Annotated in this window: 20 protein-coding genes and 1 tRNA gene; 10 read left to right on the top strand and 11 right to left on the bottom strand. The window is 63.4% G+C overall.

The features are described 5' to 3' along the window. The first annotated feature begins 13 nt into the window (after positions 1–13). From ACE3OA_RS01865 to ACE3OA_RS01850, 4 genes are read left to right on the top strand one after another with little or no spacing between them, the layout of a single operon-like run. Complete coding sequence (locus ACE3OA_RS01865) at positions 14–1,303, top strand: murein hydrolase activator EnvC (protein WP_374307223.1); 1,290 nt, start codon at positions 14–16, stop codon at positions 1,301–1,303. A 15-nt stretch (positions 1,304–1,318) separates the two neighbouring features. Beyond that, positions 1,319–2,725, top strand: a complete 1,407-nt coding sequence (locus tag ACE3OA_RS01860) for a S41 family peptidase (protein WP_374307221.1) — start codon at positions 1,319–1,321, stop codon at positions 2,723–2,725. 17 nt (positions 2,726–2,742) lie between these two features. Then, positions 2,743–3,861 (top strand): divergent polysaccharide deacetylase family protein, encoded by a 1,119-nt coding sequence (locus ACE3OA_RS01855; RefSeq protein WP_374307219.1) that lies wholly within the window; start codon positions 2,743–2,745, stop codon positions 3,859–3,861. A gap of 6 nt (positions 3,862–3,867) precedes the next feature. Beyond that, the gene (locus tag ACE3OA_RS01850) at positions 3,868–4,356 is read left to right on the top strand and encodes an RNA pyrophosphohydrolase (protein ID WP_374307217.1); all 489 of its coding nucleotides are present in this window, start codon (positions 3,868–3,870) and stop codon (positions 4,354–4,356) included. Positions 4,357–4,424: 68 nt separating this feature from the next. Here the strand turns inward: ACE3OA_RS01850 and acs are convergent, their stop codons facing one another. The 6 genes from acs to tsaD all read right to left on the bottom strand — a co-directional run bounded on the left by acs (position 4,425) and on the right by tsaD (position 12,084). After that, positions 4,425–6,362, bottom strand: a complete 1,938-nt coding sequence (gene acs, locus ACE3OA_RS01845; protein WP_374307215.1) for an acetate--CoA ligase — start codon at positions 6,360–6,362, stop codon at positions 4,425–4,427. 223 nt (positions 6,363–6,585) lie between these two features. Beyond that, entirely contained in the window at positions 6,586–8,673 is a 2,088-nt protein-coding gene (locus ACE3OA_RS01840) for a methyl-accepting chemotaxis protein (protein ID WP_374307212.1), read from the bottom strand. Between the two features lie 128 nt (positions 8,674–8,801). After that, positions 8,802–10,178: a cell envelope integrity protein CreD gene (creD, locus tag ACE3OA_RS01835; RefSeq protein ID WP_374307210.1), complete on the bottom strand. Its 1,377-nt coding sequence runs from the start codon at positions 10,176–10,178 to the stop codon at positions 8,802–8,804. Between the two features lie 99 nt (positions 10,179–10,277). After that, positions 10,278–10,691, bottom strand: a complete 414-nt coding sequence (locus ACE3OA_RS01830) for an EVE domain-containing protein (RefSeq protein ID WP_374307208.1) — start codon at positions 10,689–10,691, stop codon at positions 10,278–10,280. An 11-nt stretch (positions 10,692–10,702) separates the two neighbouring features. Beyond that, positions 10,703–10,993, bottom strand: coding sequence for a YciI family protein (locus tag ACE3OA_RS01825; protein WP_374307206.1), 291 nt, complete (start codon positions 10,991–10,993; stop codon positions 10,703–10,705). A 29-nt stretch (positions 10,994–11,022) separates the two neighbouring features. Then, positions 11,023–12,084 carry a tRNA (adenosine(37)-N6)-threonylcarbamoyltransferase complex transferase subunit TsaD gene (gene tsaD, locus ACE3OA_RS01820; RefSeq protein ID WP_374307204.1) on the bottom strand — a complete coding sequence of 354 codons (1,062 nt, stop codon included), beginning with the start codon at positions 12,082–12,084 and terminating at the stop codon, positions 11,023–11,025. A gap of 72 nt (positions 12,085–12,156) precedes the next feature. Between tsaD and hemC the strand changes: the two genes are divergently transcribed. From hemC to ACE3OA_RS01790, 6 genes are all read left to right on the top strand, one after another. Next, positions 12,157–13,128, top strand: a complete 972-nt coding sequence (gene hemC, locus ACE3OA_RS01815) for a hydroxymethylbilane synthase (RefSeq protein WP_374307202.1) — start codon at positions 12,157–12,159, stop codon at positions 13,126–13,128. A gap of 10 nt (positions 13,129–13,138) precedes the next feature. Next, the gene (locus ACE3OA_RS01810; RefSeq protein ID WP_374307200.1) at positions 13,139–15,292 is read left to right on the top strand and encodes a uroporphyrinogen-III synthase; all 2,154 of its coding nucleotides are present in this window, start codon (positions 13,139–13,141) and stop codon (positions 15,290–15,292) included. A 13-nt stretch (positions 15,293–15,305) separates the two neighbouring features. Beyond that, positions 15,306–16,838 carry a heme biosynthesis protein HemY gene (locus ACE3OA_RS01805; protein WP_374307198.1) on the top strand — a complete coding sequence of 511 codons (1,533 nt, stop codon included), beginning with the start codon at positions 15,306–15,308 and terminating at the stop codon, positions 16,836–16,838. Positions 16,839–16,889: 51 nt separating this feature from the next. Continuing rightward, positions 16,890–16,964 (top strand) — tRNA-Thr (locus tag ACE3OA_RS01800). Between the two features lie 173 nt (positions 16,965–17,137). Next, positions 17,138–17,641 (top strand): PAS domain-containing protein, encoded by a 504-nt coding sequence (locus ACE3OA_RS01795; RefSeq protein WP_374307197.1) that lies wholly within the window; start codon positions 17,138–17,140, stop codon positions 17,639–17,641. A 111-nt stretch (positions 17,642–17,752) separates the two neighbouring features. Then, on the top strand, positions 17,753–18,007 hold the full coding sequence (locus ACE3OA_RS01790; protein ID WP_374307195.1) for a Flp family type IVb pilin: 255 nt from the start codon (positions 17,753–17,755) through the stop codon (positions 18,005–18,007). 51 nt (positions 18,008–18,058) lie between these two features. Here ACE3OA_RS01790 and ACE3OA_RS01785 read toward each other — a convergent pair whose 3' ends face one another. The 5 genes from ACE3OA_RS01785 to ftsZ all read right to left on the bottom strand — a co-directional run bounded on the left by ACE3OA_RS01785 (position 18,059) and on the right by ftsZ (position 25,489). Beyond that, a complete protein-coding gene (locus ACE3OA_RS01785) occupies positions 18,059–18,568 on the bottom strand; it encodes a PAS domain-containing protein (protein ID WP_374307191.1) in 510 nt (169 codons plus the stop codon). Positions 18,569–18,576: 8 nt separating this feature from the next. Further along, positions 18,577–20,625, bottom strand: coding sequence for an NAD-dependent DNA ligase LigA (gene ligA, locus ACE3OA_RS01780; RefSeq protein WP_374309192.1), 2,049 nt, complete (start codon positions 20,623–20,625; stop codon positions 18,577–18,579). Positions 20,626–20,678: 53 nt separating this feature from the next. After that, complete coding sequence (recN, locus tag ACE3OA_RS01775; RefSeq protein WP_374307189.1) at positions 20,679–22,358, bottom strand: DNA repair protein RecN; 1,680 nt, start codon at positions 22,356–22,358, stop codon at positions 20,679–20,681. 17 nt (positions 22,359–22,375) lie between these two features. After that, positions 22,376–23,488, bottom strand: coding sequence for an outer membrane protein assembly factor BamD (bamD, locus tag ACE3OA_RS01770; RefSeq protein ID WP_374307186.1), 1,113 nt, complete (start codon positions 23,486–23,488; stop codon positions 22,376–22,378). Positions 23,489–23,698: 210 nt separating this feature from the next. Next, positions 23,699–25,489: a cell division protein FtsZ gene (gene ftsZ / locus ACE3OA_RS01765; RefSeq protein WP_374307184.1), complete on the bottom strand. Its 1,791-nt coding sequence runs from the start codon at positions 25,487–25,489 to the stop codon at positions 23,699–23,701.

The raw sequence follows: 25,489 nt of genomic DNA, 5'->3' as shown, positions 1-25,489 counted from the left end.
CAGGGCAATCGGGGTGAGGGTCATCGGCTGCGCCGGCGTCGCTTTGCTGCTGTCGGCGGCAGGTGTCGTGCCGGCTGCCTTTGCGCAAACGGCCAGCGATCTCGAAAACGTGCAGCAGGAGCTGCAATCCAACCAGAAGAAGGCCGACGAACTCGCCAAGGAAGCGGCAGCGCTCGACCGCGAGGTGGCCGATCTGCAGACAGCGCTTATCTCGGCGGCAGCCGACGTCCAACGGCGCGAGCGCGAAGTGACCGAGATCGAGAACACGTTGGCGACGCTGAGCGAATCCGAGCATGAGAAGGAAATTGCCCTGCGGCGCGGACGCAAGGAACTGGCAGCGACCCTCGTTGCCCTGCAGCGTCTTTCCGCCCTGCCGCGCCAGGCATTGCTGTTCGGCCCCGAAAAGCCGATCGACATGGCGCGCTCGGCACGCCTCCTCAGCATGACGACGCCGGTCCTCGACGCGCGGGCCCGCACCCTGCAGAGCGAACTCAACGAAATCAAGGAACTGCGCCAGGAAATGGCGCGGCGGCGCGACGACCTTACCGCAGCACTTGCCAAACTGGCCGGCGACAACCGGCACCTCTCCGACCTGGTCGCCAAGAAATCGGGCCTGCGGCAGTCGACTCTGGCTGAAACCGAAGCCACGAAACAGCGCCTGCAGCGCCTCGCCGACCAGGCCAAGAACCTCCAGGATCTGATTTCACGGCTGGAACAGACTGAAGCGGAGAATCCGACGGCGGCAGAGGAATCGGCCGACGAGGATACCCAGGTGGCAGCCCTGGAACCGGATGCGCCGCAGAAGGCGGCACGGCTCAAAAAACCGGCGGATTTGCGTACTTTTCCCAAGAATATCAGCAAGCTGACAGCCCCGGTGAACGGCAAAATGGTGACGAAGTTCGGTTCCAAGACCGAAACGGCCGGCACCATGAAGGGGGCCGAGATCGAAACCCGGCCCGGCGCCCAAATTGTGGCCACATTTGATGGCCAGATTGTGTTCGAAGGCCCGTTCCGCGGCTATGGCCAAATATTGATCATCGAGCATACGGGTGGGTATCATACGATTTTGGCGGGCCTCGACCGGGTGGTGGTCGAAGTCGGCCAGTGGCTGAAAGCCGGCGAACCGATTGGTCGTATGGGCGCAGCCGGAAAACTGGAATCGATACAGCCGGCCGATGATTCGGCCGGCGGCGGATCCGGCAGCAACTTGGGAGATGGGCGGCCTCGGCTTTACGTAGAACTGCGCCATAACGGCCAGCCATTCGATCCGGCGCCGATTTTCAATACCAGCAACAGCAACTGAAGGTCATTTAATCACATGTTCCGCCAATCGCTCCTCGTCGCCACCGCGCTTGCCGCCGGCATGGTCATCGGCACGCTCGCCTTCTCGCCGGCCCTGGTCCAGGCTGAATCGAGCGCCACGACCGACGCGCCGCCGGTCAACACCTATGAACAGCTCAACCTGTTCGGCGAGGTGTTCGAGCGCGTGCGCGCGGCCTATGTGGAGCCGACCAAGGACGACCAGCTCGTCGAGGCCGCCATCAACGGCATGCTGACCTCTCTGGATCCGCATTCAAGCTATATGAATGCCAAGGAATACCAGGACATGCAGGTGCAGACCAAAGGCGAGTTCGGTGGTCTCGGCATCGAAGTGACCATGCAGGATGGCCTCATCAAGGTGGTGACGCCGATGGACGACACACCGGCGGCGAAGGCCGGGATGCAGCCCGGCGACCTCATTGCCCAGATCGACGGCCAGCCGGTTCAGGGCCTGACGCTCAACGAGGCGGTCGAGAAGATGCGCGGCGAGATCGGCAGCAGTGTCACGCTGACCGTGCTGCGCGGCGACCAGGATCCGTTCGAGGTGACCCTGAAGCGTGCCGTGATCGAGCTTAAATCGGTGCGCTGGGAACTTGAGGAGGGCAATATCGGCTATGTGCGCATCACCTCCTTCAGCGAGAAGACGGACAATGGCCTGCGCGCTGCCGTCGACGAACTGAAGAAGGCGACCAAAGGCGAGCTTGCCGGCTTGGTGCTCGACATGCGCAACAACCCGGGCGGCCTGCTCGACCAGGCGATCGCGGTGTCCGATGACTTCCTGGAAAAGGGCGAGATCGTTTCGACCCGCGGCCGCGACCCCAATGACGCGCAGCGCTGGAACGCCGAGGGCGGCGATATCATCGGCGGCAAGCCGATTATCGTGCTCATCAATGGCGGTTCGGCCTCGGCGTCTGAAATCGTTGCCGGCGCGCTGCAGGATCATGCCCGCGCCGTGCTGATCGGTACCAAATCCTTCGGCAAGGGTTCGGTGCAGTCGATCATGGCGATCCCGGGCCACGGCGCCATGCGCCTGACCACTGCGCGCTATTACACACCGTCCGGCCGGTCGATCCAGGCCACCGGCATCGATCCCGACATCATGGTCGAACAGGCCAAGGTCGAGAAGCTCGGCGCCGAAAAGCGGCCGCATGAGGCCGATCTCAAAGGTGCGCTGGCCAATCCCGGCAATGGCGAAGGCGAGGCGGCCCCCAAAACCGAACCCAATGCCGAGCAGGACGCCGCTGCCACGCCGAAGACCGATGCGCAGAAGAAGGAAGAGGCCGTGCCCTTCGTCGGCTCCGAGCGCGAGCAGATCGCCCGGCCGGACGATGACTTCCAGCTGGCCCGTGCCATCGACCTGTTGCGGGGCCTCAGCTTGATCCAAGGCAAGTCGGCCGCCAACTGAGGCCGACCGCGCGCCCAATGCGCGACGACAAACTGCCCGGGAACGACGATCCCTTCCACCGCGCCGCGCTGCATCCGGTCAGCAGCGGGCGCGGCAGCTGGGTCGGCGGCCCGGGCTTCATCTTTCTGGTTTTGCTGCTGCTCATCGTCGCCGGTGCCGGCCTCTATCTGCAGGCCACGGGCCGGCTCGGCGACCTGCTGGCTCAAGGCGGCCAACTCATCGACCTTGGCCGAACGCCGGCGCCGCCGGCAACCAATGGCCAAGGTCCCGACCTGCAGCCGATGGCAGCGCTCGACAATGCACCGGCAGCATCCCTGCCGGTCAAGCCGCTCGTTCTCACTGCCATGGGGCCGCAGGAACTGCTGGAAAAGCGGCCGCCGCCGCGTACCTTGCGCCTGCAGCCGGGCGAGTTCGACCAGCCACCTGTATTGCGTTTCGCAAGAGCCGCCCTCTTCCTCGGCGCCAAGCCGCGCCTCGGTGTCCTGGTGGTGGGGCTCGGCCTCAATCAGGGTGTCACCGCCGCCGCCATCGCCGACCTGCCGCCGGAGATCACGCTCAGCTTCAGCCCCTATGCGCCGGAATTGGTTGCCTGGATCGATGCCGCCCATGCCTATGGCCATGAAGTGATGCTTGATCTGCCGCTGGAGCCCAGGAACTACCCGCAGGACGATCCAGGACCGCTGGGTCTTCTCACCGCCCTCAACAAGGATGAGAATTTGCGCCGGCTCGACCAATTGCTCACCGATGCCGGCGGCATCACTGGCGTCGCCACGCAATTCGGCGATCGCTTCCTTGCCGACAGCAGCGCGCTGCGCCCCATTCTCTCGGAACTCGGCCAGCGCGGCCTCGGCTTCGTCGCCACGATCCAAAGCGGCGGTCTCGAAGCGGCAGCCAAAGGATTGGCCGACGCGCCGCTCCGCGCCGGCGCCGATCTCGCCTTCTCGCAGGACGCGTCGCGCCAGGCACTCACGGCCGAGATCGAGACATTGCTGCGTCAGACCAAATCTCAGGGGCAGGCCCTGGCCGTCGTGCCATCCTATCCGCTGGCGATCGCCGGCTTGACGAGTCTTGCCGCAGCGGCCAAGGATCGCGGTCTGGCCCTGGTGCCCGCCAGCGCCTTTCTGAGCAAGGAATAGATGACGATGACGACGCTCTCGGATGCCGAAATCGACCTCCTGCCCTATCGCCGCGGCGTCGGCATCGTGCTGCTGAACGGCAAGGACGAGGTCTTCGTGGCACAGCGCATCGACAGCCCCGTACCGGCCTGGCAGATGCCGCAAGGCGGCATCGACAAGGGGGAAGAACCCCTGGCCGCCGCTTGGCGCGAGCTATTTGAAGAGACGGGTGTCAAATCGGCCGTGCTGCTTGAGGAAACCCCAGACTGGCTGCGCTACGACCTGCCGCGCGAACTGGTGCCCAATATCTGGAAAGGCCGTTATCGCGGCCAGAAGCAGAAGTGGTTCGCCTTCCGCTTCACCGGCAATGACGGCGAGATTGACATCAACGGCGAGCATCCTGAGTTCAGCGAATGGCGCTGGGCCGATCTCAAGAAAACGCCGGACTTCATCGTCGGCTTCAAGCGCCCGCTCTATGAGCAGGTCGTGAAGGCGTTCCAACACCTGGTCGGCTGAAACGGCACAAAAGCAACATGCCCGGCACGAGGCCGGGCATGACGCAAACTGATAGACAGCCAAGTCGCCTATTTGTTCATGCGGTTGTCGACGAGGTCCGTCACCACAGCGGGGTCGGCCAGGGTCGAGGTGTCGCCGAGGCTGCCATATTCGTTCTCGGCGATCTTGCGCAGGATGCGGCGCATGATCTTGCCGGAGCGGGTCTTAGGAAGACCCGGCGCCCATTGAATGAGATCGGGGGCAGCGATCGGACCAATCTCCTTCCTGACCCACAGAACCAGTTCCTTGCGCAATTCCTCGGTCGGCGTGATGCCGGTCTTCAAGGTGACATAGGCGTAGATGCCCTGGCCCTTGATGTCGTGCGGATAACCGACCACCGCGGCTTCGGCGACCTTGGGATGCGCCACCAAGGCACTTTCCACTTCCGCCGTGCCCATGCGGTGTCCTGAAACGTTGATGACGTCGTCAACGCGGCCGGTGATCCAGTAATAGCCATCTTCGTCGCGGCGGCAGCCGTCACCGGTGAAATATTTGCCCTTATAGGCACTGAAATAGGTCTCGGCGAAGCGCTTGTGATCACCATAGACCGTGCGCATCTGCCCAGGCCAGGAATCGCTGATACAGAGATTGCCTTCGCAGGCGCCCTCCAGGACATTGCCATTGGCGTCGACGATCTCCGGCATGATGCCGGGCAACGGCCGCGTGGCGGAGCCCGGTTTCAGCTTGGTCGCCCCCGGCAGCGGCGAAATGAGGATGCCACCGGTTTCCGTCTGCCACCAAGTGTCGACGATCGGGCAATGATGCTTGCCGACGACCCGGTGGTACCACAGCCAGGCCTCGGGGTTAATCGGTTCGCCGACGGAACCCAGCAGACGCAGGGAATCCAGTTTGCACTTCTGCACCGGCTCCTCGCCGTCGCGCATAAGGGCGCGGATGGCAGTGGGCGCGGTATAGAAGATGTTGACCTTATGCTTGTCGCAGACCTGCCAGAAACGTGAGGAATCCGGATAGTTCGGAACACCTTCGAACATCAGGGTCGTGGCACCGTTGGCCAGCGGCCCGTAGACGATGTAGCTGTGCCCGGTGACCCAGCCCACATCCGCCGTGCACCAGTAGATATCGCCTTCGTGATAGTCGAAGACATATTGATGGGTGAAGGATGCATAGACCAGATAGCCGCCGGTCGTGTGGAGCACACCCTTGGGCTTGCCGGTCGAGCCAGAGGTATAGAGGATGAAGAGCGGGTCCTCGGCATTCATCTCCTCCGGCTTGCATTCCGGGGACACTTTGGCCGCTTCCTCGTGATACCAGACATCGCGCCCGGGCTTCATTTCGATGCCGCCGCCGGTGCGCTTCACCACGATACAACTGGTGACGTCAGGGCACTGCTTGAGGGCCGCATCGACATTTGCCTTCAAGGGGACGGACCTGCCACCGCGGAGGCCTTCATCCGCCGTGATGATGACGCGGGAATCGCAATCAACGATGCGTCCGGCAAGGCTGTCCGGCGAGAAGCCGCCAAAGACGATCGAATGGACGGCGCCGATACGGGCACAGGCCAGCATGGCATAGGCCGCTTCCGGAATCATCGGCATGTAGATAGTGACGCGGTCGCCCTTTTTGACGCCCTTGGCCTTCAGCACATTGCTCATGCGCCCTACATGCTCGGCGAGTTCACCATAAGTGATATGCTTTGACTCCGACGGGTCGTCGCCCTCCCAGATGATAGCTGTCTGCTTGGCGCGCTTGGGCAGGTGCCGGTCGATGCAATTGGCCGTGACGTTGAGCGTGCCGTCATAGTACCAGCGGATGCGGACATCGCCGGTATAGTCGACGTCCTTTACTTGGGTATAAGGCTTTATCCAGTCGATTCGGCGGCCCTGCTCGCCCCAGAAGCCGGCGTTGTCGGTAACAGACTTCCGGTACATCTCCTCATATTGCGCAGCATTGATGAGGGCGCGCTTGGCAGCGGGCGGCGGAACATCGAAAACCTGAGGATCACTCATACGCTTCGGGCCTCCCAGACCCCGGAAATTCGCTTATTTTTCAAACACCCGATCTGACCGGGCGCCCCGTTCAGTCTGGATTATCGACAGAACCAAGCACCGTTACAAGACTTTGCCGCGGCGCGGCAAAACAGTTGCGGCCGGGATGCGATAGCACCCCGGCCGCCTGGGAAAGGAAATCCCTACAAAAGGAGGGATGAGGGTCGCGACTGCGACGCGCTCGCTAGCGCGCCTGGACGCGGGTGAGGAAGGCTTCGACCGCCTGGCGCAGATTGGCCTGTTCGCGCAACATGCCCTCCAGCGAATTGGTCACATCGGTTGCGGCCGAGCCGGTACGTTGGCTCGATTCAGCCACCACGGCGATGGTGTGGGTCACTTCCTGGGTGCCCTGCGCCGCCTGCTGGACGCTGCTGGCGATTTCGCCCGTGGCCGCTCCCTGCTCTTCGACCGCGGCTGCGATGGCGGTGGCGCCCTCGCTGATCGCGTTGATCGAGACTGTGATGTCACGGATCGCCATCACCGCTTGATTGGTGGTCGTTTGGATCTCGGTCACCAGTTCGGAAATCTCCTGCGTCGCCTTGGAGGTTTGACCGGCGAGGTTCTTGACCTCGGAAGCCACCACGGCGAAGCCTTTGCCGGCATCGCCGGCGCGCGCCGCCTCGATGGTGGCATTGAGGGCCAGCAGGTTGGTCTGCGCCGCAATCTCGCTGATCAGCCCCAGCACATCGCCGATGCGCTGGGCGGACTTCGCCAGCGCATCGAAGGTGCGGTTCGTCTCCTCCGCCTTCAGCACCGCCGCCTTCGAACCATCGGCACTTGTGGTGACGCGTTGCGAGATTTCGGCGATGGAAGCCGATAGCTCCTCGGTCGCGGCTGCGACGGTCTGTACGTTGCCGGCCGCCTGGTTGGCGGCGTTGGCGACGGTCTGCGCCTGGGTACTGGAATTGGTCGCCGTGTCGCGCATCGTGTCGGCGGTGCTGCGCAACGAATCCGTGGCCTGACCGATCGTCACCAGGGACTGTTTGACCTGATTGTCGAACTGGCGACAAAGCTCCTGCAGTTCCCGCGCTTTTTCGAGTTCTACCGCCGAACGTTCTTTCGCTTCGGCTTCCAGACGCTCGGCCTCAAGGGCACTGATGCGCAGGCTTTCGAGTGCCGTCGACAGCTTGCCCAATTCGTCAGGCTGCTTGGGTGCTGGAACAGGTTCGACAAAATTGCGGTCGGTGAGCTTGCCGACAGCCACCATCAGAGTCTGAATCGGCTTTGCGAAGCGGTTGAGGACAGCAAGGACACCGACAATCGCTACAGCGATGGCAATCAGGAGGCCGCCAACGGCAACGGCGAGCATAGTGGTCGCCTGGGTGCGCAGGGCTGCGACATGCGCTTTGGCCTGTTCGAAAGCGACGTCGGAAATAGCGTAGGTGGCGTCGAAAGGGCCGTTGCAGAGATCGCTGAAAGCCTTGCCTTCCATCGCCGGTTGGCCGCTGCCATCGAATTTGGCGACGATATCGTTCAATTTGGCCTGGGTGTCGGTAATTTGCGCGCGCGCGGTTTCTACCACACTCTTGATTTCCGGTAGCGTGCTGGGGCTCGCCAGCAACTCGTCCAACACCAGAAAGGCGCCGTTATAGAGACCGATGCCGTTATTCCAATCCGCGACCTTTTTGGGCGGCAACGGTGCATTTTCCAGAACCTGCGTGCGCAACAGAGTGCATTGCGGGCCATAGGTGTTGCGCAGCATCCAGCCAAGCCGGCGAACCTGAACCATTTCGGCCAGGAACGGGTCCTGCAGGCGAACGATGTTGCCCATTACCACCGACATAGCATTGAGAGAATCCTGAGTGTCGTAGACGGCAGCACGCCAATCCATGGTCTTTTCGAGCGTTTCCTTCGTCTTACGCACGTCGATTGGCAAAGGCGCCAACGCATAGAGCGTGGCCTCCAGGGCCTTCATCGCCTTCACCTTGGCATCAACATCGGCAAGCATCGCTTCCTTGCCGGCAAGATCCATCATTTGGACCTGGGCAATTGCGGCCGCCAAAGCCGTATCGGCCTTGGCGATCACTTCGTCGATCTTGGGCTTGGGATCATCAGCGGTCTGAATGCCGGTTTGAATCGGGCTGATCTGAAAGCGCACCGCTTTCACAGCCTGAAACACAGCGGAGTCCGTATCCACTGCGATCTGCGAGGCTGTCGCGGCGCGGTAGTCCTGCCATGCATTGACGGCGAATGCGCCCATGGCAACCACCAGACCAGACAGGATGACGGCTTGCAGCGTGATCAGCAGACGCGAAATGGAAGTTCGGAACATAGGTAGCCCCTGGCCAGAGAGATTTGTCTGACTATTTTTTAGCTTCCATTTCTGTTTATTTTGTTAATCGCCCAAACCTATCCTGTGGGCGGGCAGGAATATGATCCCGCACCGCCCACAATCCAGGATCAGTTGGCAGGAACTGCCGCCGATTCCTCGCCGATGGCATACCAATCGACCTTGCGCGTGGCGATCATGGTGAGGACGAGGATGATCAGCAGACCGACCGTACCAGAGAGCAGCGCGTAGCTTTCCATCTGCAACAGCACATACATATATCCGTGCAGGGCCGCGAGGATGAGGCCGGTCAGCACCCCCATCAGCCGGCGGATGGTGGCCCCGGCATAGATAGCGACGATGGCGATGTCGACCACGCTGGCGACGAGATAGGCGCCACCGAACGGCATCTGTTCCGCCAATGAGAGCAGCAACAGATAGAAGAGTGCGATGGCGGCACCGATCAGCAGATATTGCATCAGATGTACACGGTCGCGCTTCAGCAGGCCGATAACGAAAATGGTGCCGAAGGTCAGCGTGACCACGAGCATGCCGTATTTGACGATGCGATCCGTTTGCTGATGGACGTCACCGGGCTCGGTCAAGGCGACACCGATATAGCTCATCGCCATCGTGTCAAGATTGAACTCACCATCGCGCCAGGACAGCGGAATGCCGGTGGCCAGATGGTTGATCGACCAGGTGCCACTGAAGCCCTGCTGGCTGATCTCGCGCTTGGCGGGTAAGGGCGACCCGATGAAATTGGGGTGCGGCCAGTCGCTCGACAGCCTGATCTCGCTTTGTCCGCCAAGGGGCCAGACACTCACCGAATCGCGCCCGTTGAGGCTGAGTTTCATGGAAAAGGCGAGCGACTTGGCTCCGGTCAGATGGAGATCAGCACGCAGGCCCTGGCCGCGCGGATGTTGCGGCAGCAATCCGGCATCGACTTTGAGCTGCTGTCCGTCGACACGCAGATCGATCGATTGCAACGCCCGCGCACCCGGCAGCAGAATGGCAAGGCTCGCCTCGTTCCAATGGATCTGTTCCGGCGGCACGTTCCAGCGCTGGAAATCAGGTGCCTCGAATTGCCCGTCGACGGTGATTTCGGCGCCATAGACCAGCACCTCATAGATGCTCTTGTGACGCTTCTCGACCTTGCTCGACGCGTCGATGGCACTGCTCGCAGGCAGAAAGGTCGCAAAATGGCGCATGCGGGAGAGCACTTCGCTGCCATCCGCCTTGGGCCGCATTTCCAGCATGTCATATGGGATGACGAGGATCGGCGCGCCGATCGCCTGCAAGGGGCCCCATTGCTCGCCGACTTCGGCGATCACCTCTTGTTTGCGCTGGCTGCGTTCCTGCACCACCCCTTCGACCATGCCAAGAGGTATCATCATCAGCAGGATCAACAGGCTGAGGAACAGGATGCGCTTGGCGGCCTCGAAGCCGGAGCCGCGCCAGCGCTGCATCCAGGGACTGGGTGCGGGTTCGAGTATTGAATCGGTCATGGAAAAACCCCTGTCAGATAAATGAACAGGGGCTTTGTCGCTGTGGAACCGGGCGGCGGCGCGACCGCATCATGGCGAGATCGCGGCCATCTTGAGATATCAGGGCTTAATACCACCCATCTTGCAGATCAGCTTCCATTGCGCCGGCGTGATCGGCATGACGGAAAGCCTTGATTGCCGAATGAGGGCGATGTCGGCGAGGTCTGCCTCTGCCTTGATTGCCGCCAGCGTCACCGGATTTTTCAGCGGCCGCACCGGTTTCACGTCGACCATGCCGAATTTGCCGCTCTCATCGGTGTGGTCCGGGTAATATTCCTTCGCGATCTCGCAGATGCCGACCACGGCAAGGCCTTCGTTGGAATGATAGAAGAAGGCCTGGTCGCCTTTCTTCATCGCCTTCAGATTGTTGGCCGCCTGATAGTTGCGCACACCGTTCCAGAAGGTCTTCCCATCCTTGACCAACTGATCCCAGGCATATTTGACGGGCTCGGACTTCACCAGCCAGTAATTCATGGCGGCGGCTCCTATTGTGCGGCGCGCGGGAAGACGTTGCGATAGGGCTTGATGGTGACCGACTGAAAAAGGCCCGCCTTGGTATAGGGATCAGCGGCGAGGAAGGCGTCGACGCCGGCACGGTCGGCAAAATCCACGACCAGCAGGCTGCCGATCATTGTCTGGCCATCGTCGGTGAGGAGCGGCCCCGCCGAGATCAGATGGTTTTCATACTTGGTCAGATGCTCGACATGGGCCGGCCGATTGGCAAGACGCGTTTCCACGTGATTGGCTTTGTCGAGGCAGTAGATCATGAAGGCCATGGTCGTTTCCTTGGGTTGTGAGGGGTGGGTCAGGCTTTGACGCCGGCGCCGGCCAAGGCGGATGCGGCGGAATCGAGCGGCCAGCGCGGACGCGGCGCGTAATCGAAATCGCTCAGTTCGCCTAAGCGGAACCGTTCGATTCCGGCCCAGGCGATCATGGCAGCATTGTCCGTGCAAAGACGCGGCGGTGGCGCCACGATGGGCAGGCCATGCTTGGCGGCCAGTTCCTGCAAGGCGGCGCGGAGTTGCTGATTGGCAGCGACACCACCGGCCACAACCAGCGCACTCAGCGTTGGATGGTCCGCCTTGGCCATCGCCAAAGCGTGGCTGGTGCGGTCGATCAGACAATCGACCACGGCCTGCTGGAAGCCGGCGGCAAGATCGGCCCGCGCCGTGTCGTCGAAGGCACCGGCGGCACGCAGCGCATCGACGCGCTGGCGCAAGGCTGTCTTCAGTCCGGAAAAGGAAAAATTGCAGTCGGGCCGTCCCTTCATCGGGCGCGGCAGATCGCGGAACGGCGCTGTTGCCTTGGCGGCCGCGGCGGCTACGGCCGGGCCGCCGGGAAAGCCGAGGCCCATCAGCTTGGCCGCCTTGTCAAAAGCCTCGCCGGCGGCATCGTCGATGGTGGCACCGAGGCGGCGGTAGCGTCCCACCCCTTCCACCACCAGCAGCTGGCAATGCCCGCCCGAAACCAGCAGCAGCAGATAGGGGAAGGCGACTGCGTCGGTGAGCCGCGCAGTAAGGGCATGACCTTCGAGGTGGTTGACGGCAATGAAGGGCTTGCCGTGGGCGAAGGCGATCGCCTTGGCCATCATGACACCAACGATGACGCCACCGATGAGCCCCGGCCCCCCGGTCACCGCGATGCCGTCGAGATCCTTGAAATCAAGGCCCGCCTGGCGCATGGCGGCAGCGATGGTGTCGTCGAGATGATCGAGATGGGCCCGGGCGGCGATTTCGGGCACCACGCCGCCAAAGGGGGTGTGTTCGGCGATCTGGGCGAAGATGGTATCGGCCAGGATGCGCCGGTCGTCGGCGACAATCGCCGCCGCCGTTTCGTCACAGGATGATTCGATACCCAAAACGACCATTTTGCGCCTATTCCGGCATTTGCAATCGCCCCGCAGGGCCGCTAGGAAAGGGCCAACAAGAGCGAGGTAGTTATGGCCGGTTCGGAAGATCGGATCAACCAAGGCGGCAGCCCCCTTTCCCGGGCGGCCATTCGTATCGGAACGCGCGGCTCGCCCTTGGCATTGGCGCAGGCGGAAATGGTCAAATCTGGCCTCGCCGCCGCCCATCCGGCGCTGGCGGCGCCCGGTGCGGTCGAAATCGTCGTCATCAAGACCACGGGCGACCAGATCCAGGACCGCGCCCTGTCGGAAATCGGCGGCAAGGGATTGTTCACCAAGGAGATCGAGGAAGCCCTGGCGGACGGGCGGATCGATGTCGCCGTGCACTCCATGAAGGACGTGCCGACCCAGTTGCCGGAGGGGCTCGAGATCGCCTGCCTGTTGAAGCGCGAGGATCCGCGCGACGTACTCATCAGCAGCAGGGGCAGCAGCATTGCCGACCTGCCGCGGGGGGCCGTGATCGGCTCGGCCTCGCTGCGGCGCCAGGCGCAGCTCCTGGCCCTGCGGCCCGACCTCAAGGTTGTGACCTTGCGAGGCAATGTCGGCACGCGGCTCAACAAGCTGGCCAAGGGCGATGCCGACGCAACCCTGCTGGCGCTGGCCGGACTGAAGCGCCTGGACAAAGCGGATGTCGCGACCGCGATCCTCGACATGACGGAAATGTTGCCGGCAGTGGCACAAGGGGCCATCGGCCTGGAAATTCGCGCGACCGATCGCCGCATGCGGGATTTTCTGACACCGCTGCATCATGCCGCAACCGCAGCAGCGGTAACGGCGGAACGTGCCTGCCTTGCCGAATTGGAAGGTTCCTGCCGCACGCCGATTGCCGCCTATGCCGAACTGACACCCGACGGCCGGCTGCATTTGCGCGCCCTGGTCGCCAAGCCCGACGGCACCAGTCTTCACCGCGATGAACGCAGCGGGCCAGTGGCGGATGCGGAACGCCTCGGCCGCGACTCGGGGTGCGCCCTGAAGTCACTAGCCGGGCCCGATTTCCTGGCTTAACTTCCTCCCCATGCGCATTCTCATCACGCGACCCAGGGAAGATGCTGACAGCTTCGCCGCGGCCTTGGCCGCGCGCGACATTGAGGTTACGGTCGAACCGTTGCTGCGCATCCAGCCGATCACCGTCCCCGAGATCGATCTGGGCGGTGTGCAGGCGCTCCTTTTCACCAGCGCTAATGGCGTGCGCTGTTTCGCAGCGATCCATGCGCGCCGTGACCTCAAGGTCTTCGCCGTGGGCGATGCGTCGGCAGTGACCGCGCGTTCGCTCGGATTTGTCACTGTCGAAAGCGCCAGCGGCGACGTGGACAGCCTTGCTACCCTGGTCGCGGACCGCCTCAATCCGGCCGACGGTGCACTGTTGCATGCCGCGGGCTCCAGCCTTGCCGGCGACCTCAAGGGGCAATTGGAAGCTTCCGGCTTCACGGTGAAGCGCGTCGCCCTATATGATGCCGTGCCGGCGAGCGAGCTTTCGCCGAGTACGTTGATGAACCTGCGGCTGGGCGGCATCGATGCCATTGCCCTCTTCTCGCCGCGCTCGGCGCGCACCTTTGTGCAATTGTGGCGCGGCAGCCAGCAACCCGATGCGGGCGGCGAAGGTCTCAGCCGCGTCACGGCGCTGTGCCTCAGTGCGGCGGTGGCCCGCGAGGTAAAGGATTTGGATTGGCGACGCATCGAGATCGCTACGCGTCCCGACACATCATCACTGTTGGCCCTCGTCACCGAGGAGCAACAAAGGAGAGAGGCGGAGATGTCGAATCCAGCGGAGGGTCCCAACGCGGACCCGGCAACGGAACCCGGTCGCTCCGGTGCCGGCATCAATGACGAGATGCGCGCGGCGGCGGCGAGCGATGCGGCCGCCGGTGCCGCCATCGTCGCGGCCATGCCGAAGCCGGCCAGCGGCGGACGCGGCGGCAGCTTGATCATCGGCCTTCTCGCCGGTGCCGTTGCCGGCGCCGGCATGGTGGTGGCCGAGCCCTACTGGCGCCCTTATCTGCCGATCTCCGCCAGCCAGGACGGCGCCACGCTGGCAGCCATCAGCGAGGAACTGGCAAGCCTGAAGCAGCAAATGTCGAGCCGACAGGCGGTCGATACGGAAGCGCGCCAGAATATCGAGGCATTGCAGGCCGAGATAACCAATTGGAAGGACCAGCTGGCACAGGCGAGCGGCATCACCCCCGACACGACCACACCCGTCGACCTCGGCCCGATCGAGATGCGCCTGGCAGCCCTCGAAGACAAGCTGAAGAATTTACCGGTGGCGGAACAGGCGCCGGCCGAACTCGCGGCCCCGTCGACAGATGCCGCGGCACCGGCCATGGACGTCGATGCCTTGACTAGCCGGATTGCGGAGCTTGAAGGCAAATTCGCCGCTCTCGGCGATACCACCACGCGGCTCGACTTCCTGAGCAGCGAGACGGCAACCCAGAAGGCGGAGATCGAAACCGCGAAGGCCAAGCTCGACAATGTCGCGGCGCTGGGCGATCGTCTGGCGGAACTGGAAGCGCAGGCGAAATCGCTTGGTACCAGCCTCAATGAAATCAGCGAGGCAAAGGCGGATGCGGTGCTGAAGCGCCAGCGTGCCGCGGCCCTGGTCCTCGCACTCGGTCAGCTGCGCGGTGCCCTATCCGGTTCAGCGCCCTTTGCGGCCGAGCTTGCGGCGGCCGAGGATCTTGGCCGTGCCGATGCCGACCTTGCCGCCAAGCTCGCCCCCGCTCTTGAGGGCTTGAAGCCGCTGGCGAATGAAGGTGCGCCGACGCTCTCACAGCTGCAGGCCGAGTTCCCCGCTGCGGGCATCGCTCAGGCTGCCTCGGCCGACGCAGCCGGCGCGGCGCTTGGCGCTGAAAGCTCGTGGCTACAAAAGACGCTCGGTCGCCTCTCCGAATTGGTGACCGTGCGACCGGTGGGCGAGGTCGAAGGTGATACGGCGCTGGCGCATCTTGCCCGCGCTGAAATGCGGCTTGGCGATGGCGATCTTGGCGCGGCCGTGACGGAAGTGAAGGGCCTCGGCGGCCAGTCGGCCGACATGGCCAAGGCTTGGCTCACCCGCGCCGAAGCACGCCTCGCCGTAGACGCCGCCGCCACACAGCTTGCAACACTCTCGGTCGAAGCTCTGACGCCGGCGGCTGACGCCGGCGCAGGCGCCCAGACCGAACCCTCGAACTGAGGCGGAGCAGGTCATGACCTTCTTCCGAGTCCTCTGGTTCTTCATTAAGCTCACCGCGGTTATTCTTGTCGCGTGGGGTCTCGCCAGCCACCCAGGAAATCTGTCGCTGACGTGGTTCGGTTATCGCATTGATTTGCACCCCGTTGCACTGGCGCTGTTGGGGTCGCTGCTTTTCCTGGCAGTCCTCTACGTGATTGGCCGCCTCATGATGCGTGTCATTGCCATCCCCAGCAACGTCGGCGCGATGCGCGGTGCCGCACGCGAGGCCAAGGGTTATCAGGTCCTCACGCGCGGTCTCGCCGCCGCAGCGGCTGGCGATGCGCGGGAAGCCAAACGCCTATCGGTGATGGCGCGCAAGCTGCTCGTCCAGCGCGGCAAGGAACCCCCGATCACCCGCCTGCTGGCGGCGCAGGCTGCCCAATTGGAAGGCGACGAGACGGCCGCCCACGCTCATTTCAAGGCGCTGGCGGAAACGCCGGAAACAGCCATTCTGGGCCTTCGCGGCCTTGCCCTGAGCGCCCTCAAGGAAGGCAACGAGACCGAGGCGCGCCGCTTGGCCGAGCGGGCCCTTGCCGCCAATCCACATGCCCAATGGGCGGCCGAGACCGCGTTGCGGCTGCAGGCCAAGGCCGGGCGTTTCGACTCTGCCGATGAAAGCCTGAAGGCACTGGTTCGCGCCGGTGCGCTCGATGCCCGCCATGGCCAACGCCGCCGCGCAGCCCTGCTCACCGAAAAGGCGCGACAGGCCTTGATCGTCGGTGGCACCGATGTCTCAAATGACGTCGCCCTCAGTGCGGCGCGGGAAGCAGTCAAACTGTCTGGCGATTTTGCGCCCGCGCGCTTTGTGCTGGTGCGCCTGCTGCTGCGGATGGGCAAACGCAAGGAAGCGATGCGCCTCATCGAACAGATCTGGGACAGTCACCCGCATGAGACGTTGGGCGAGCTCTATTTGACATTGGGCGAAAACGAGAAGCCCCTGGAGCGCACGCAGCGCCTGGAGCGCTTGCAGAAGCAGAACCCGGACCATGCCGAAAGCCATCGCATTCTGGCAGAGGCGGACCTGGCCGCCGAGCTCTGGGGCGAAGCCCGGCGCCATATCGACCAATTGGTCGCCTTCGAGACCGAGCATCTGGGAGGGCCCAGCCGCTCGACCTGCCGTGCCATGGCGCAGCTCGAAGACCGCGAGCGGCACGACCCGGCCGCGTCCCGGCGCTGGCTGGATGCGGCCAGTTCGGCCCGGCCCGACGCTTCGTGGCTCTGCCGGCAATGCGGCCATCGCGGCGAAGCCGGGCCGGAGAGTGGTCACTGGCAGCTGGTCTGCCCGCAATGCCAGGCCATCGACAGTCTGGAATGGCGCCATCCGGCAGCGACCCGCTTGGGTGGCAACGCCCTGGCCCTCAGCGTGATCGTTCCTGGTGCTGGCGATCCCCTTGATCGCACAAAAGAAATTGACGTTTTGCCAGGCTCTGGCGGGCCGGCGGGCAAGGCCGACGCCTCGGCGAATTCCGGTGCTGCATCAGTTGACGCGGCCCGGCTGATAAACTAGCTTCCGGCCCGCGCCAACCGGTTGGATTCAGACTCGGTGTCACGGCCCGGCGCCGCCTTAGCTCAGCGGTAGAGCAACTGATTCGTAATCAGTAGGTCCGCGGTTCAAGTCCGCGAGGCGGCACCATCACTCCCCTGGCATGTATCGCCAGCTCTACGGCAGAATCGTTAGATTTTCCGAAAATGCGCGGCATCGACCGCTGCTTGCCAACAGCCATGCCTCTCATTTCGATGTATCCCTTTCGGTTGTGAGAGGTTGGCCCTATTCTAATGTTCAGACAGGCAACATCCGGAGGCCGGATGACCGCGTGGCAGGACATCAGCAGGTCGACATCGCAGCGCGTCCAGGCACTCGATGCCTGGTGGCATGCCAAGGCTGGATCACGCCCATTGCCCGACCGCGCCGACCTCGATCCAGCGGAAATTTCCCAGCTGTTACCGTATGTTCTCATCTCGGAGCTTATCCGCCCTTTTCGCGTCCGCTATCGGCTGCTCGGCACCGAAGTGGTGCAGATCGCGGGAATGGATTTCGCCGGCTGCTATCTCGATGAACTGATTCCCGCCGGCGATGAAGAAGCCTGGATGGATCACTATCGCCTGTGTGCCCAGACAGCGAGGCCCGTCTATGGTGTGAGTACGGTAAAAACTCTCTCCGGCAGCGCGTTTTCTTACGAGTACGGCATCTGGCCACTCACCAAAGGATCCGCAGAAGTCAGCCAGTTCATCGGGATCGAGGATTATGGCCCCCACAAGATTCGTGCACGTGCGCTGCTCGATCAAGTGAAGCAGTGGCGGCGGGCCTGAATAGGCCGAATTGCGTTACGGCTACCGGGGGGGGCATGTTATTATTTCCTAACAGAGACGCACCGGTTACCTGGTTCACGAAGAGCCGCAAACAACAGGAGCATTGTGCCGTTGGAAGAGAATGAGCCCGGACGGCCCGGCCCTGCCGACGCGTCAAAGCTGGCAACCAGCGGGACGCGGCGGCGCCTTTGCCTGTCGGAACTTGGCGCCACGAGCATCGAGTATGGCGTCATTGCCGGCCTCCTCGCCCTGGCCCTCTATGTCGGGACGCAGGTCTCGGGCAACGGCCTCAACAAGGTCTTTGCCCTGATCGGCGTCACGGTGCAGAACGCCACGAACCAGGCCGAGCAGAACACCGGCAACTGATCTCGCCTGAAATTCGCCGGCCACTTCCCCCAGCATCTCAGGCGATGGCGACTACTTCTTCACCAGGTCCGCGGTGCTGGGCGCATGCGATGCCATTTCCGCTGCGCCAATGAAATCGACGGCGAACATCAGCATATCGACCTCCTGATCGTCGCCGGCCAGCGGCAGGATGATGCTTTCGACGAAGAGAAAATCCCGGTGTGGGCCGATATAGGGTGGACGCGCCAGCAATGGGCTACGTGTGCGTATCACCGCGAGGTTGTTCTCCCAGACGGTCGAACCTGGCCGCTGGAAGGGTATGTCGCTGAGCCAGCGCCCCGTCCAATCGGTAGCCATGTGTCGCCGCAAAGCCGTGCCGACCAGCCGATAGCGGAAGTCGAGCGGGTCGCGCCGGACATCCATCAGCATCAGACGAGGAGCCAGGCGCGGCATTTCGATGAGGGGATCGAAGTCGCGGCGATGAGGAAGCAAAGATGGATCGGCCAGGGCGCGTCGCTTGGCAAGCCAGTAATCGTAGCCGGCAAGGACATGAGATGATCTGATGTCATTCCGGTCGATCACGAAACAGCCTAGCCCCCGATCAGATCCAACCACTCCTGTTCGGACAATACCACAATGCCAAGCTCGCGCGCCTTGCTTGCTTTTGAGCCCGCATCTGCTCCCGCGATCAGATAATCGGTGTTCTTGGAGACCGAGCCGGCGACCTTGGCCCCCAGGCTTTCTGCCTTGGCCTTGGCCTCGTTGCGGGTCATGCGTTCCAAAGCGCCGGTGAAAACCACCGTCTTGCCGGCAATCTTTGAATCCCCGACCTTGGGTGGAACAAAGGGCTGCACCGAGACGAAGCCGGCCAGATCCTTGACCACCGCACGGTTATGCGCCTCGTCGAAGAAATCGATGAGATCGGCGCGGATCGACGGGCCGATCCGCCCGATCGTGGCGAGATCCTGATAAGCAGCGCTTTCCTCGTCCTTGGCGGCGATCATTGCCTCACGCCAGGCATCCAGCGTCAGATAGTGGCGAGCGAGCAGCTTGGCCGTTTCCTCGCCGATCTGCGGAATGCCCAGCGCATAGATGAACCGCTCAAGCGAGATCTGCCGGCGCGCCTCAATGGCGCGCAGCAGGTTGTCGACTGAAAGCTCGCCCCAGCCTTCCCGCTGCAAAAGAACGTCTCGCTTCGCCTCAAGGCGGAAAAGATCGGCCGGCGATTTGATGAGCCCGTCGGCAAAAAACGCCTCGATATGCTTGCCGCCCAGCCCGTCGATGTCGAAGGCCATGCGCGAAACGAAATGCCGCAGGCGCTCGACGGCCTGGGCCGCACAAATGAGGCCGCCGGTACAACGGCGCGCCACCTCGCCCTCCTCCCGCACGGCATGGCTGCCGCAGACGGGGCATTTGTGAGGCAGTTGGTAGGGCCTGGATCGGTCCTTGCGATCCGGATCGAGCACGGCAACGATCTGCGGAATGACATCGCCGGCACGCTGCACGATGACACGATCGCCGACGCGGATGTCCTTGCGCGCAATCTCGTCCTCGTTATGCAAGGTTGCGCGCGACACCATGACACCGCCGACATTGACGGGTTCCAGTTCCGCAACTGGCGTCAGCACGCCCGTGCGACCGACCTGGATGGTAATCGCCTTCAAGACGGTATTGGCCTGTTCGGCCGGAAATTTGTGCGCGATGGCCCAGCGCGGTGCGCGCCCGATGAAGCCGAGGCGTTCCTGCCAATCAACCCGGTCAACCTTGTAGACGACACCATCGATATCATAGTCGAGCGTCGCGCGGTCATTCTGGACCGATTCATAGAATGCCAATGTCTCGGCAAGGTCGTGTGTCACGCGCCGGCGTGGATTGACGTCGAATCCCCAGGCGAGCAGCTGATCGTTGAGCGCATGCTGGCTGTCCGGGCGGCTCTTCAACCCCTCGACAGCGCCAAAGGCATAGGCGAAGAACTTCAACGGCCGCGACTTGGTGATGCCGGCGTCGAGCTGGCGCAGGGAACCGGCGGCGGCATTGCGCGGGTTGGCAAAGAGCGGTTCACCGGCCTTCTCTCGTGCTTCATTGAGCTTCAGGAAGCCCGCTTTCGACATATAGACTTCGCCGCGGATCTCGATGCGCGTCGGATGATTTCCGTCCTTGAGGCGCAGCGGCAGGCCGGCGACATGCTTCAGGTTGGCCGTGATATCCTCGCCCACCGCGCCATCGCCGCGGGTGGCACCCCGCACGAAAGCTCCGTCTTCATAGAGAAGGTTGGCGGAGAGGCCGTCGATTTTCGGCTCGGCTGCAAGCGGCACTGGTGTCCCGGCTGGAAGGCCGAGGAACCGGCGGATGCGATCGACAAAATCCGTCACGTCTTCGGCGGCAAAAGCGTTGTCGAGTGAAAGCATCGGCACCAGATGTGGCACCTTGGCAAATCCCTGCGCCGGCTCGGCACCGACCTTGTCGGTGGGCGAATCCGCCAGCTTCAACTGAGGAAAGCGCCGCTCGATCGCCTCGTTGCGCTGCATCAGCGCGTCGAATGCAGCATCGGTGATTTGGGGAGCATCTTTCTGATAGTAGAGCGCCCGGTGATGCGCGATCTCCTTGGCCAGATGCGCCAGTTCGAACGCTGCTTCCATCCGGTTGAGGTCCTCGACCGGCTTCTGCTCCGGCGCGGTCTTTCGCGACCTGCTCACGCAGCCCCCTTCAGCAGCTTGTCGGCGGCGGCTCGCGCTTCATCGCTGATCGTAGCGCCGGAGAGCATGCGGGCGATTTCCTCGCGCCGGGCTTCCTGGGGAAGTGTTGCTACCGTTGTCGAGGTAACGCCCTTGGCCACTTTCTTTTCGACCCGCCAATGCTGCGCGCCGAGGGCCGCCACCTGCGGCGAATGGGTGATGACCAGGACCTGCAATTGATCAGCGAGGCGCTTCAACCGCTCGCCCACCGCAGCCGCCGTTGCGCCGCCGATGCCGGCATCGACTTCGTCGAAGACCAGGGTCGGCACAGGCTGAGCACGTGAAAGCGAAACCTTGAGCGCCAGCATGAAGCGTGCGAGTTCGCCGCCGGAGGCGATGCGCTGGATCGGCCCGGGTTCCGCGCCGGGATTGGTCGCAACTTCGAAGGCGATGCGGTCGGCGCCACTTTCGCCGAGCTGCGCATCGGAGAGCGCCTCGATCCGCGTCGCAAAGCGTGCCTTTTCGAGCTTCAGCGGCGCCAATTCCTTGGCCACCGCGGCATCAAGAATCTTTGCGGCCTTCTGGCGCGCCTGAGTCAAGGCACCCGCCGCCGCGAGATAGGCTTTGCGCGTCTCAGCCGCCTTGGCGGTCAGGCCGGCGATATCTCCACTCTTGCCGTCGATCAGCTGCAATCTTGCGGCAAGATCGGCCAGCAATTCAGGCAGCGCATCGGCGCGCACGCGGTGCTTGCGCCCCAGATCGCGCAGCAGATGCAGACGTTCCTCGACCCGTTCGAGGCGCGCCGGATCGGCGTCGAGCGAGGATTGGAGGGCCTGGATGCCGGCGATGGCGTCTCGCAATTCAACCCCGGCCCGCTCCAGCGAGCCGCTGATGGCCGCGAGTTCCGCGCCCAGGGCTTCGCCAAGCTTGTCAGCCAAGCGCTGCAAGCGGCGTTCGGCCGCGATGAGCGCGCGATCCGCACCGCGGTCCCCGGCGAGATCCTGATGCGCGGCATTGACCGCCTCGATCACCTGCGCGCCGGAAAGCAGCAATTGCCGCTCCATGGCAAGCTTCGTCTCCTCTTCCGGCTGCGGATCGGCCAATTCAAGCTCGGCCACCGCATGGCGCAGGAAGTCTTCATCTGCGCGTGCCTTTTCGAGGATTGCTTGCGCCTCGGCCAGCGCCGTTTCGGCACTTCGCCAATCACGATAGGCACTCGCTGTCTTGGTCAATTCAGCCCGGTGCCCGCCGAAGCCATCGAGCAGGTCGCGATGGGTCGCCGGGTCGAGCAGACCGTGGGATTCGAACTGGCCTTCGATCTCGATGAGATGTTCACCCAGGGATTTCAAGAAGGCGACGCTGACCGGCTGGTCGTTGACGAAGGCGCGGCTGCGGCCATCGCTGCCCAGTTGGCGCCGAAGGATGAGGTTTTCATCGCGCTCGATCCCTTGTTCGTCGAGCAGGGCCAGCGCCTCGTGATCGCGCGGCAGGTGGAACTCGGCCGTCACCATGGCGTGGGCGGCTCCGGCACGGACCAGACCACTTTCCGCCCGCGCGCCCAGCGCCAGGCCAAGCGCATCCAGCAGGATCGATTTGCCGGCACCGGTTTCGCCGGTAAGCACGGTTAAGCCCGGTGCGAAGGCGAGTTCGAGCCTTTCGATGAGGACGACATTGTTGATGGTGAGGCCGACCAGCATGGCCCGCCCGTTCCGCGTTATTGCGGCGCTGGGGCGTCGCCCAGCGGGATCAGGACCTGCTCGCCGCTCGGCTCGCTGCCCGGTTCGGGTGCCATCAGATCTTCGGCCGAATTGGTCGACAGTGCCGGGCCATCAGTTGAAGGCACCGGCGCGGAAACGGCCGGAGCCGCTTGATCCGGCAAGGGCAAGCCGGTCACTGGGTCAACTGGGACGGCGTCCGGGGCCGGGGCGATGTCGGATGGCGGCGCTGCCATCGGTTCGACCGCAGGTGCGGGTTCGGTCCCCTTGACCGCGCTGGGATCGACCAAGGCAATCGGCGGCTCAACTTCGTTCCCCTCTGGGGTCAGGCCCTTGCTGTTGAGGAGACTGTAGGCATCCTGGTACCAGGGCGAGCCGGGATAGTTGAAGCCGAGGACGGCCGTCGCCTTCTGCGCCTCCGCAAACACACCGAGCGCCACATAGGATTCGGTCAGGCGCTCAAGCGCTTCCGGCACATGGCTGGTGGTCTGGAACTTGTCGACCACTGTCTTGAAGCGATTGATCGCCGCCAGATACTGGCCGCGAACCTGATAATAACGGCCGACATCCATTTCCTTGCCGGCGAGGTGGTCGCGCACCAAGTCGAGCTTCACCGTGGCGTCACGCGAATAGGGCGTATTGGGGAAACGTGCGACGACGTCGGAGAGTGATCGCTGCGCCTGTTCGGTATTGCCCTGGTCGCGCGTCACGTCTTCGATCTGCTCGTAATAGCACAGCGCGCGCAGATAAAAGGCATAGGCCGCGCTGCGATTGCCCGGATGCAGTTCGATGAATCGTTCCAGCGCCGGAATGGCGTCGTCATAGGCGTCGACGAGATAATAGGCATAGGCCGACATCAGCTGCGCCTGCGTCGCCCATTTCGAATAGGGATGCTGGCGTTCGACCTCGTCGAACAGCTTTGCCGCCTTGCGGGTCTCCCCGGTCTGCAGCGCGTCCTTGGCATTGTTGTAAAGGATCTCGACCGGCGTCTCTGGGATCTCCGGTTCGGGGCTGGAGCAGGCGGCCATCAGGCAACCGGCGAAGACCGCCGCCAGGAGTCTGGCGCTGCCATACGTCCAAGCGCTTGATTTATAATCGTTTCGAGTCGCCATTTATACCTGTTCCCCGGGCCGAAGCGGGTCGACTATAGGCGGCTGGCGGCTCCCGCTCAAGTACAAGGGTGCAACGGGGCGGCTTTGCCCAAGTGATTGTTATGGGCGAGAAAAAAGGGGCCCGGGCAGCTTTCGCCACCCAGGCCCTGATCAGTTTATAGGCACCTCAGAAGGGGCCGCCGAAGCGGCACCCTTAAACCACGATCCGACTCAGTTCGCCTGGCGACGCAGGAAAGCCGGAATGTCGAGCATTTCTTCTTCCTGGCGGTTCTGGGTCAGCCGGTCGGTCGGGTCGAGATTGAGCGAAGGCTGCACCGGCTGCTGCGGTTCCTGGCGGGAAACGCGCGGTTCGGGACGCTGCACGCCGCCCGGCACCGTTTCACGGCCCGGCAGACCCGCGGCCTTGTTCTGACCGGCAAAGCGGCTGGTCATCTTTTCGAACAAGGTCGGCGCCTTCTTGCGGACTTCGCCTTGCGCAGACATCGGCGCCTGTAGCGCCTGGGGCGCCACCGGTTCCGCCGCACGCGGCTGCTCAGCCGCCGCCTTCACCGACAAGGTGATGCCGGGATTGCTGCCAAGCGTCGAGGCCGGCTGCACGACCGGCTGCGACACGGTCGGCTGCGAACGAGCTTCCATCGCCGGCGGGGCCACGAAGTTCCCGCCCTGGAAACCGCCGGCCGACTGACGTTCGGCCGGACGTTCGACCGACTTCTGGGTGATGCCTTCCAATGCCGCCATCTCGTCACGCAGGATCGGCCGCGCCGGCTGCGCCTGCAGGGCGGTAGCACCCATGGTCGGCGTCATCATGCTGGTGTGGCCCATCTGCGGCTGGCCCATGGACATGCCGCGCTGGGCGGCCGAGGCGGTGACCGCCTGGACGCCGATCGACTGCGCGGTGAGCGGGCTGCTCGCCACGGCATCGATCCGACCACCACGATCGTCGGCGGCATAGCCACCGGGCTGCGGGTTCGGGTTGCGAGCGACGATGGAGAGGCCGCCGCCCATGCTGTTGCCGCGCGGCTGCACCTGAGCGATGGATTCGATACCCGTCGCCACCACCGAGATGCGGATCTTGCCGTCGAGCGCCTGGTCGAAGGTCGAACCGAAGATAATGTTGGCGTCCGGGTCGACCTCGTCGCGAATGCGGTTGGCCGCTTCGTCGACTTCGAACAGGGTCATGTCCATGCCGCCGGTGATGTTGATGAGGACACCGCGCGCGCCCTTCATGCTGACTTCATCGAGGAGCGGGTTGGAGATGGCGGCCTCGGCCGCGGCAATGGCGCGGTTTTCGCCGGTCGCTTCGCCGGTACCCATCATCGCCTTGCCCATCTCGCTCATGACGGCGCGGATATCCGCGAAATCAAGATTGATGAGGCCCGGCATGACCATGAGATCGGTGACGCCGCGGACACCCGAATAGAGCACTTCGTCGGCCATCTTGAAGGCGTCGGCGAAGGTGGTCTTTTCATTGGCGATGCGGAACAGGTTCTGGTTCGGAATGATGATCAGCGTGTCGACATATTGCTGCAATTCCTGGATACCCGATTCCGCCAAACGCATGCGGTGGGCACCTTCGAAATGGAACGGCTTCGTCACCACGCCGACGGTGAGGATGCCCTGCTCGCGAGCGATCTGCGCCACGACGGGGGCCGCACCCGTACCGGTGCCGCCGCCCATACCGGCGGTGATGAAGGCCATGTTGGAACCGGCCAGCTGTTCGGCGATTTCACGCACGGCCTCTTCGGCCGAAGCGCGGCCGATATCCGGGCGCGCACCGGCGCCGAGCCCTTTGGTCACGGTTGAGCCGAGCTGGATGCGGCGTTCGCAGAGTGATTGCTGCAAGGCCTGGGCATCGGTGTTGGCCACCATGAATTCGACGCCTTCCAGCTTCGAACGGATCATGTTGGAAACGGCATTGCCGCCGGCACCGCCGACGCCGATCACCGTGATCTTCGGGCGGATGTCGAATGGATCTTGGGGCAGAGAAAGATTGAGTGACAT

The sequence above is a fragment of the Dongia sp. genome (assembly GCF_041906375.1).
GTDB lineage: Bacteria > Pseudomonadota > Alphaproteobacteria > Dongiales > Dongiaceae > Dongia.
Note: the sequence above shows the minus strand (reverse complement) of the source record. Positions and strands in the feature narration are given on the sequence as shown.

Coding starts and splice junctions, on each gene's coding strand:
- ACE3OA_RS01825 (WP_374307206.1), bottom strand. CDS start 10,993: ATGGCCTTCATGATCTACTGCCTCGACAAAGCCAATCACGTGGAAACG.
- ACE3OA_RS01855 (WP_374307219.1), top strand. CDS start 2,743: ATGCGCGACGACAAACTGCCCGGGAACGACGATCCCTTCCACCGCGCC.
- recN (WP_374307189.1), bottom strand. CDS start 22,358: ATGCTGGTCGGCCTCACCATCAACAATGTCGTCCTCATCGAAAGGCTC.
- tsaD (WP_374307204.1), bottom strand. CDS start 12,084: ATGGTCGTTTTGGGTATCGAATCATCCTGTGACGAAACGGCGGCGGCG.
- ACE3OA_RS01805 (WP_374307198.1), top strand. CDS start 15,306: ATGACCTTCTTCCGAGTCCTCTGGTTCTTCATTAAGCTCACCGCGGTT.
- ftsZ (WP_374307184.1), bottom strand. CDS start 25,489: ATGTCACTCAATCTTTCTCTGCCCCAAGATCCATTCGACATCCGCCCG.
- creD (WP_374307210.1), bottom strand. CDS start 10,178: ATGACCGATTCAATACTCGAACCCGCACCCAGTCCCTGGATGCAGCGC.
- hemC (WP_374307202.1), top strand. CDS start 12,157: ATGGCCGGTTCGGAAGATCGGATCAACCAAGGCGGCAGCCCCCTTTCC.
- ligA (WP_374309192.1), bottom strand. CDS start 20,625: ATGGAAGCAGCGTTCGAACTGGCGCATCTGGCCAAGGAGATCGCGCAT.
- acs (WP_374307215.1), bottom strand. CDS start 6,362: ATGAGTGATCCTCAGGTTTTCGATGTTCCGCCGCCCGCTGCCAAGCGC.
- ACE3OA_RS01795 (WP_374307197.1), top strand. CDS start 17,138: ATGACCGCGTGGCAGGACATCAGCAGGTCGACATCGCAGCGCGTCCAG.
- ACE3OA_RS01860 (WP_374307221.1), top strand. CDS start 1,319: ATGTTCCGCCAATCGCTCCTCGTCGCCACCGCGCTTGCCGCCGGCATG.
- ACE3OA_RS01830 (WP_374307208.1), bottom strand. CDS start 10,691: ATGAATTACTGGCTGGTGAAGTCCGAGCCCGTCAAATATGCCTGGGAT.
- ACE3OA_RS01850 (WP_374307217.1), top strand. CDS start 3,868: ATGACGACGCTCTCGGATGCCGAAATCGACCTCCTGCCCTATCGCCGC.
- ACE3OA_RS01810 (WP_374307200.1), top strand. CDS start 13,139: ATGCGCATTCTCATCACGCGACCCAGGGAAGATGCTGACAGCTTCGCC.
- ACE3OA_RS01840 (WP_374307212.1), bottom strand. CDS start 8,673: ATGTTCCGAACTTCCATTTCGCGTCTGCTGATCACGCTGCAAGCCGTC.
- bamD (WP_374307186.1), bottom strand. CDS start 23,488: ATGGCGACTCGAAACGATTATAAATCAAGCGCTTGGACGTATGGCAGC.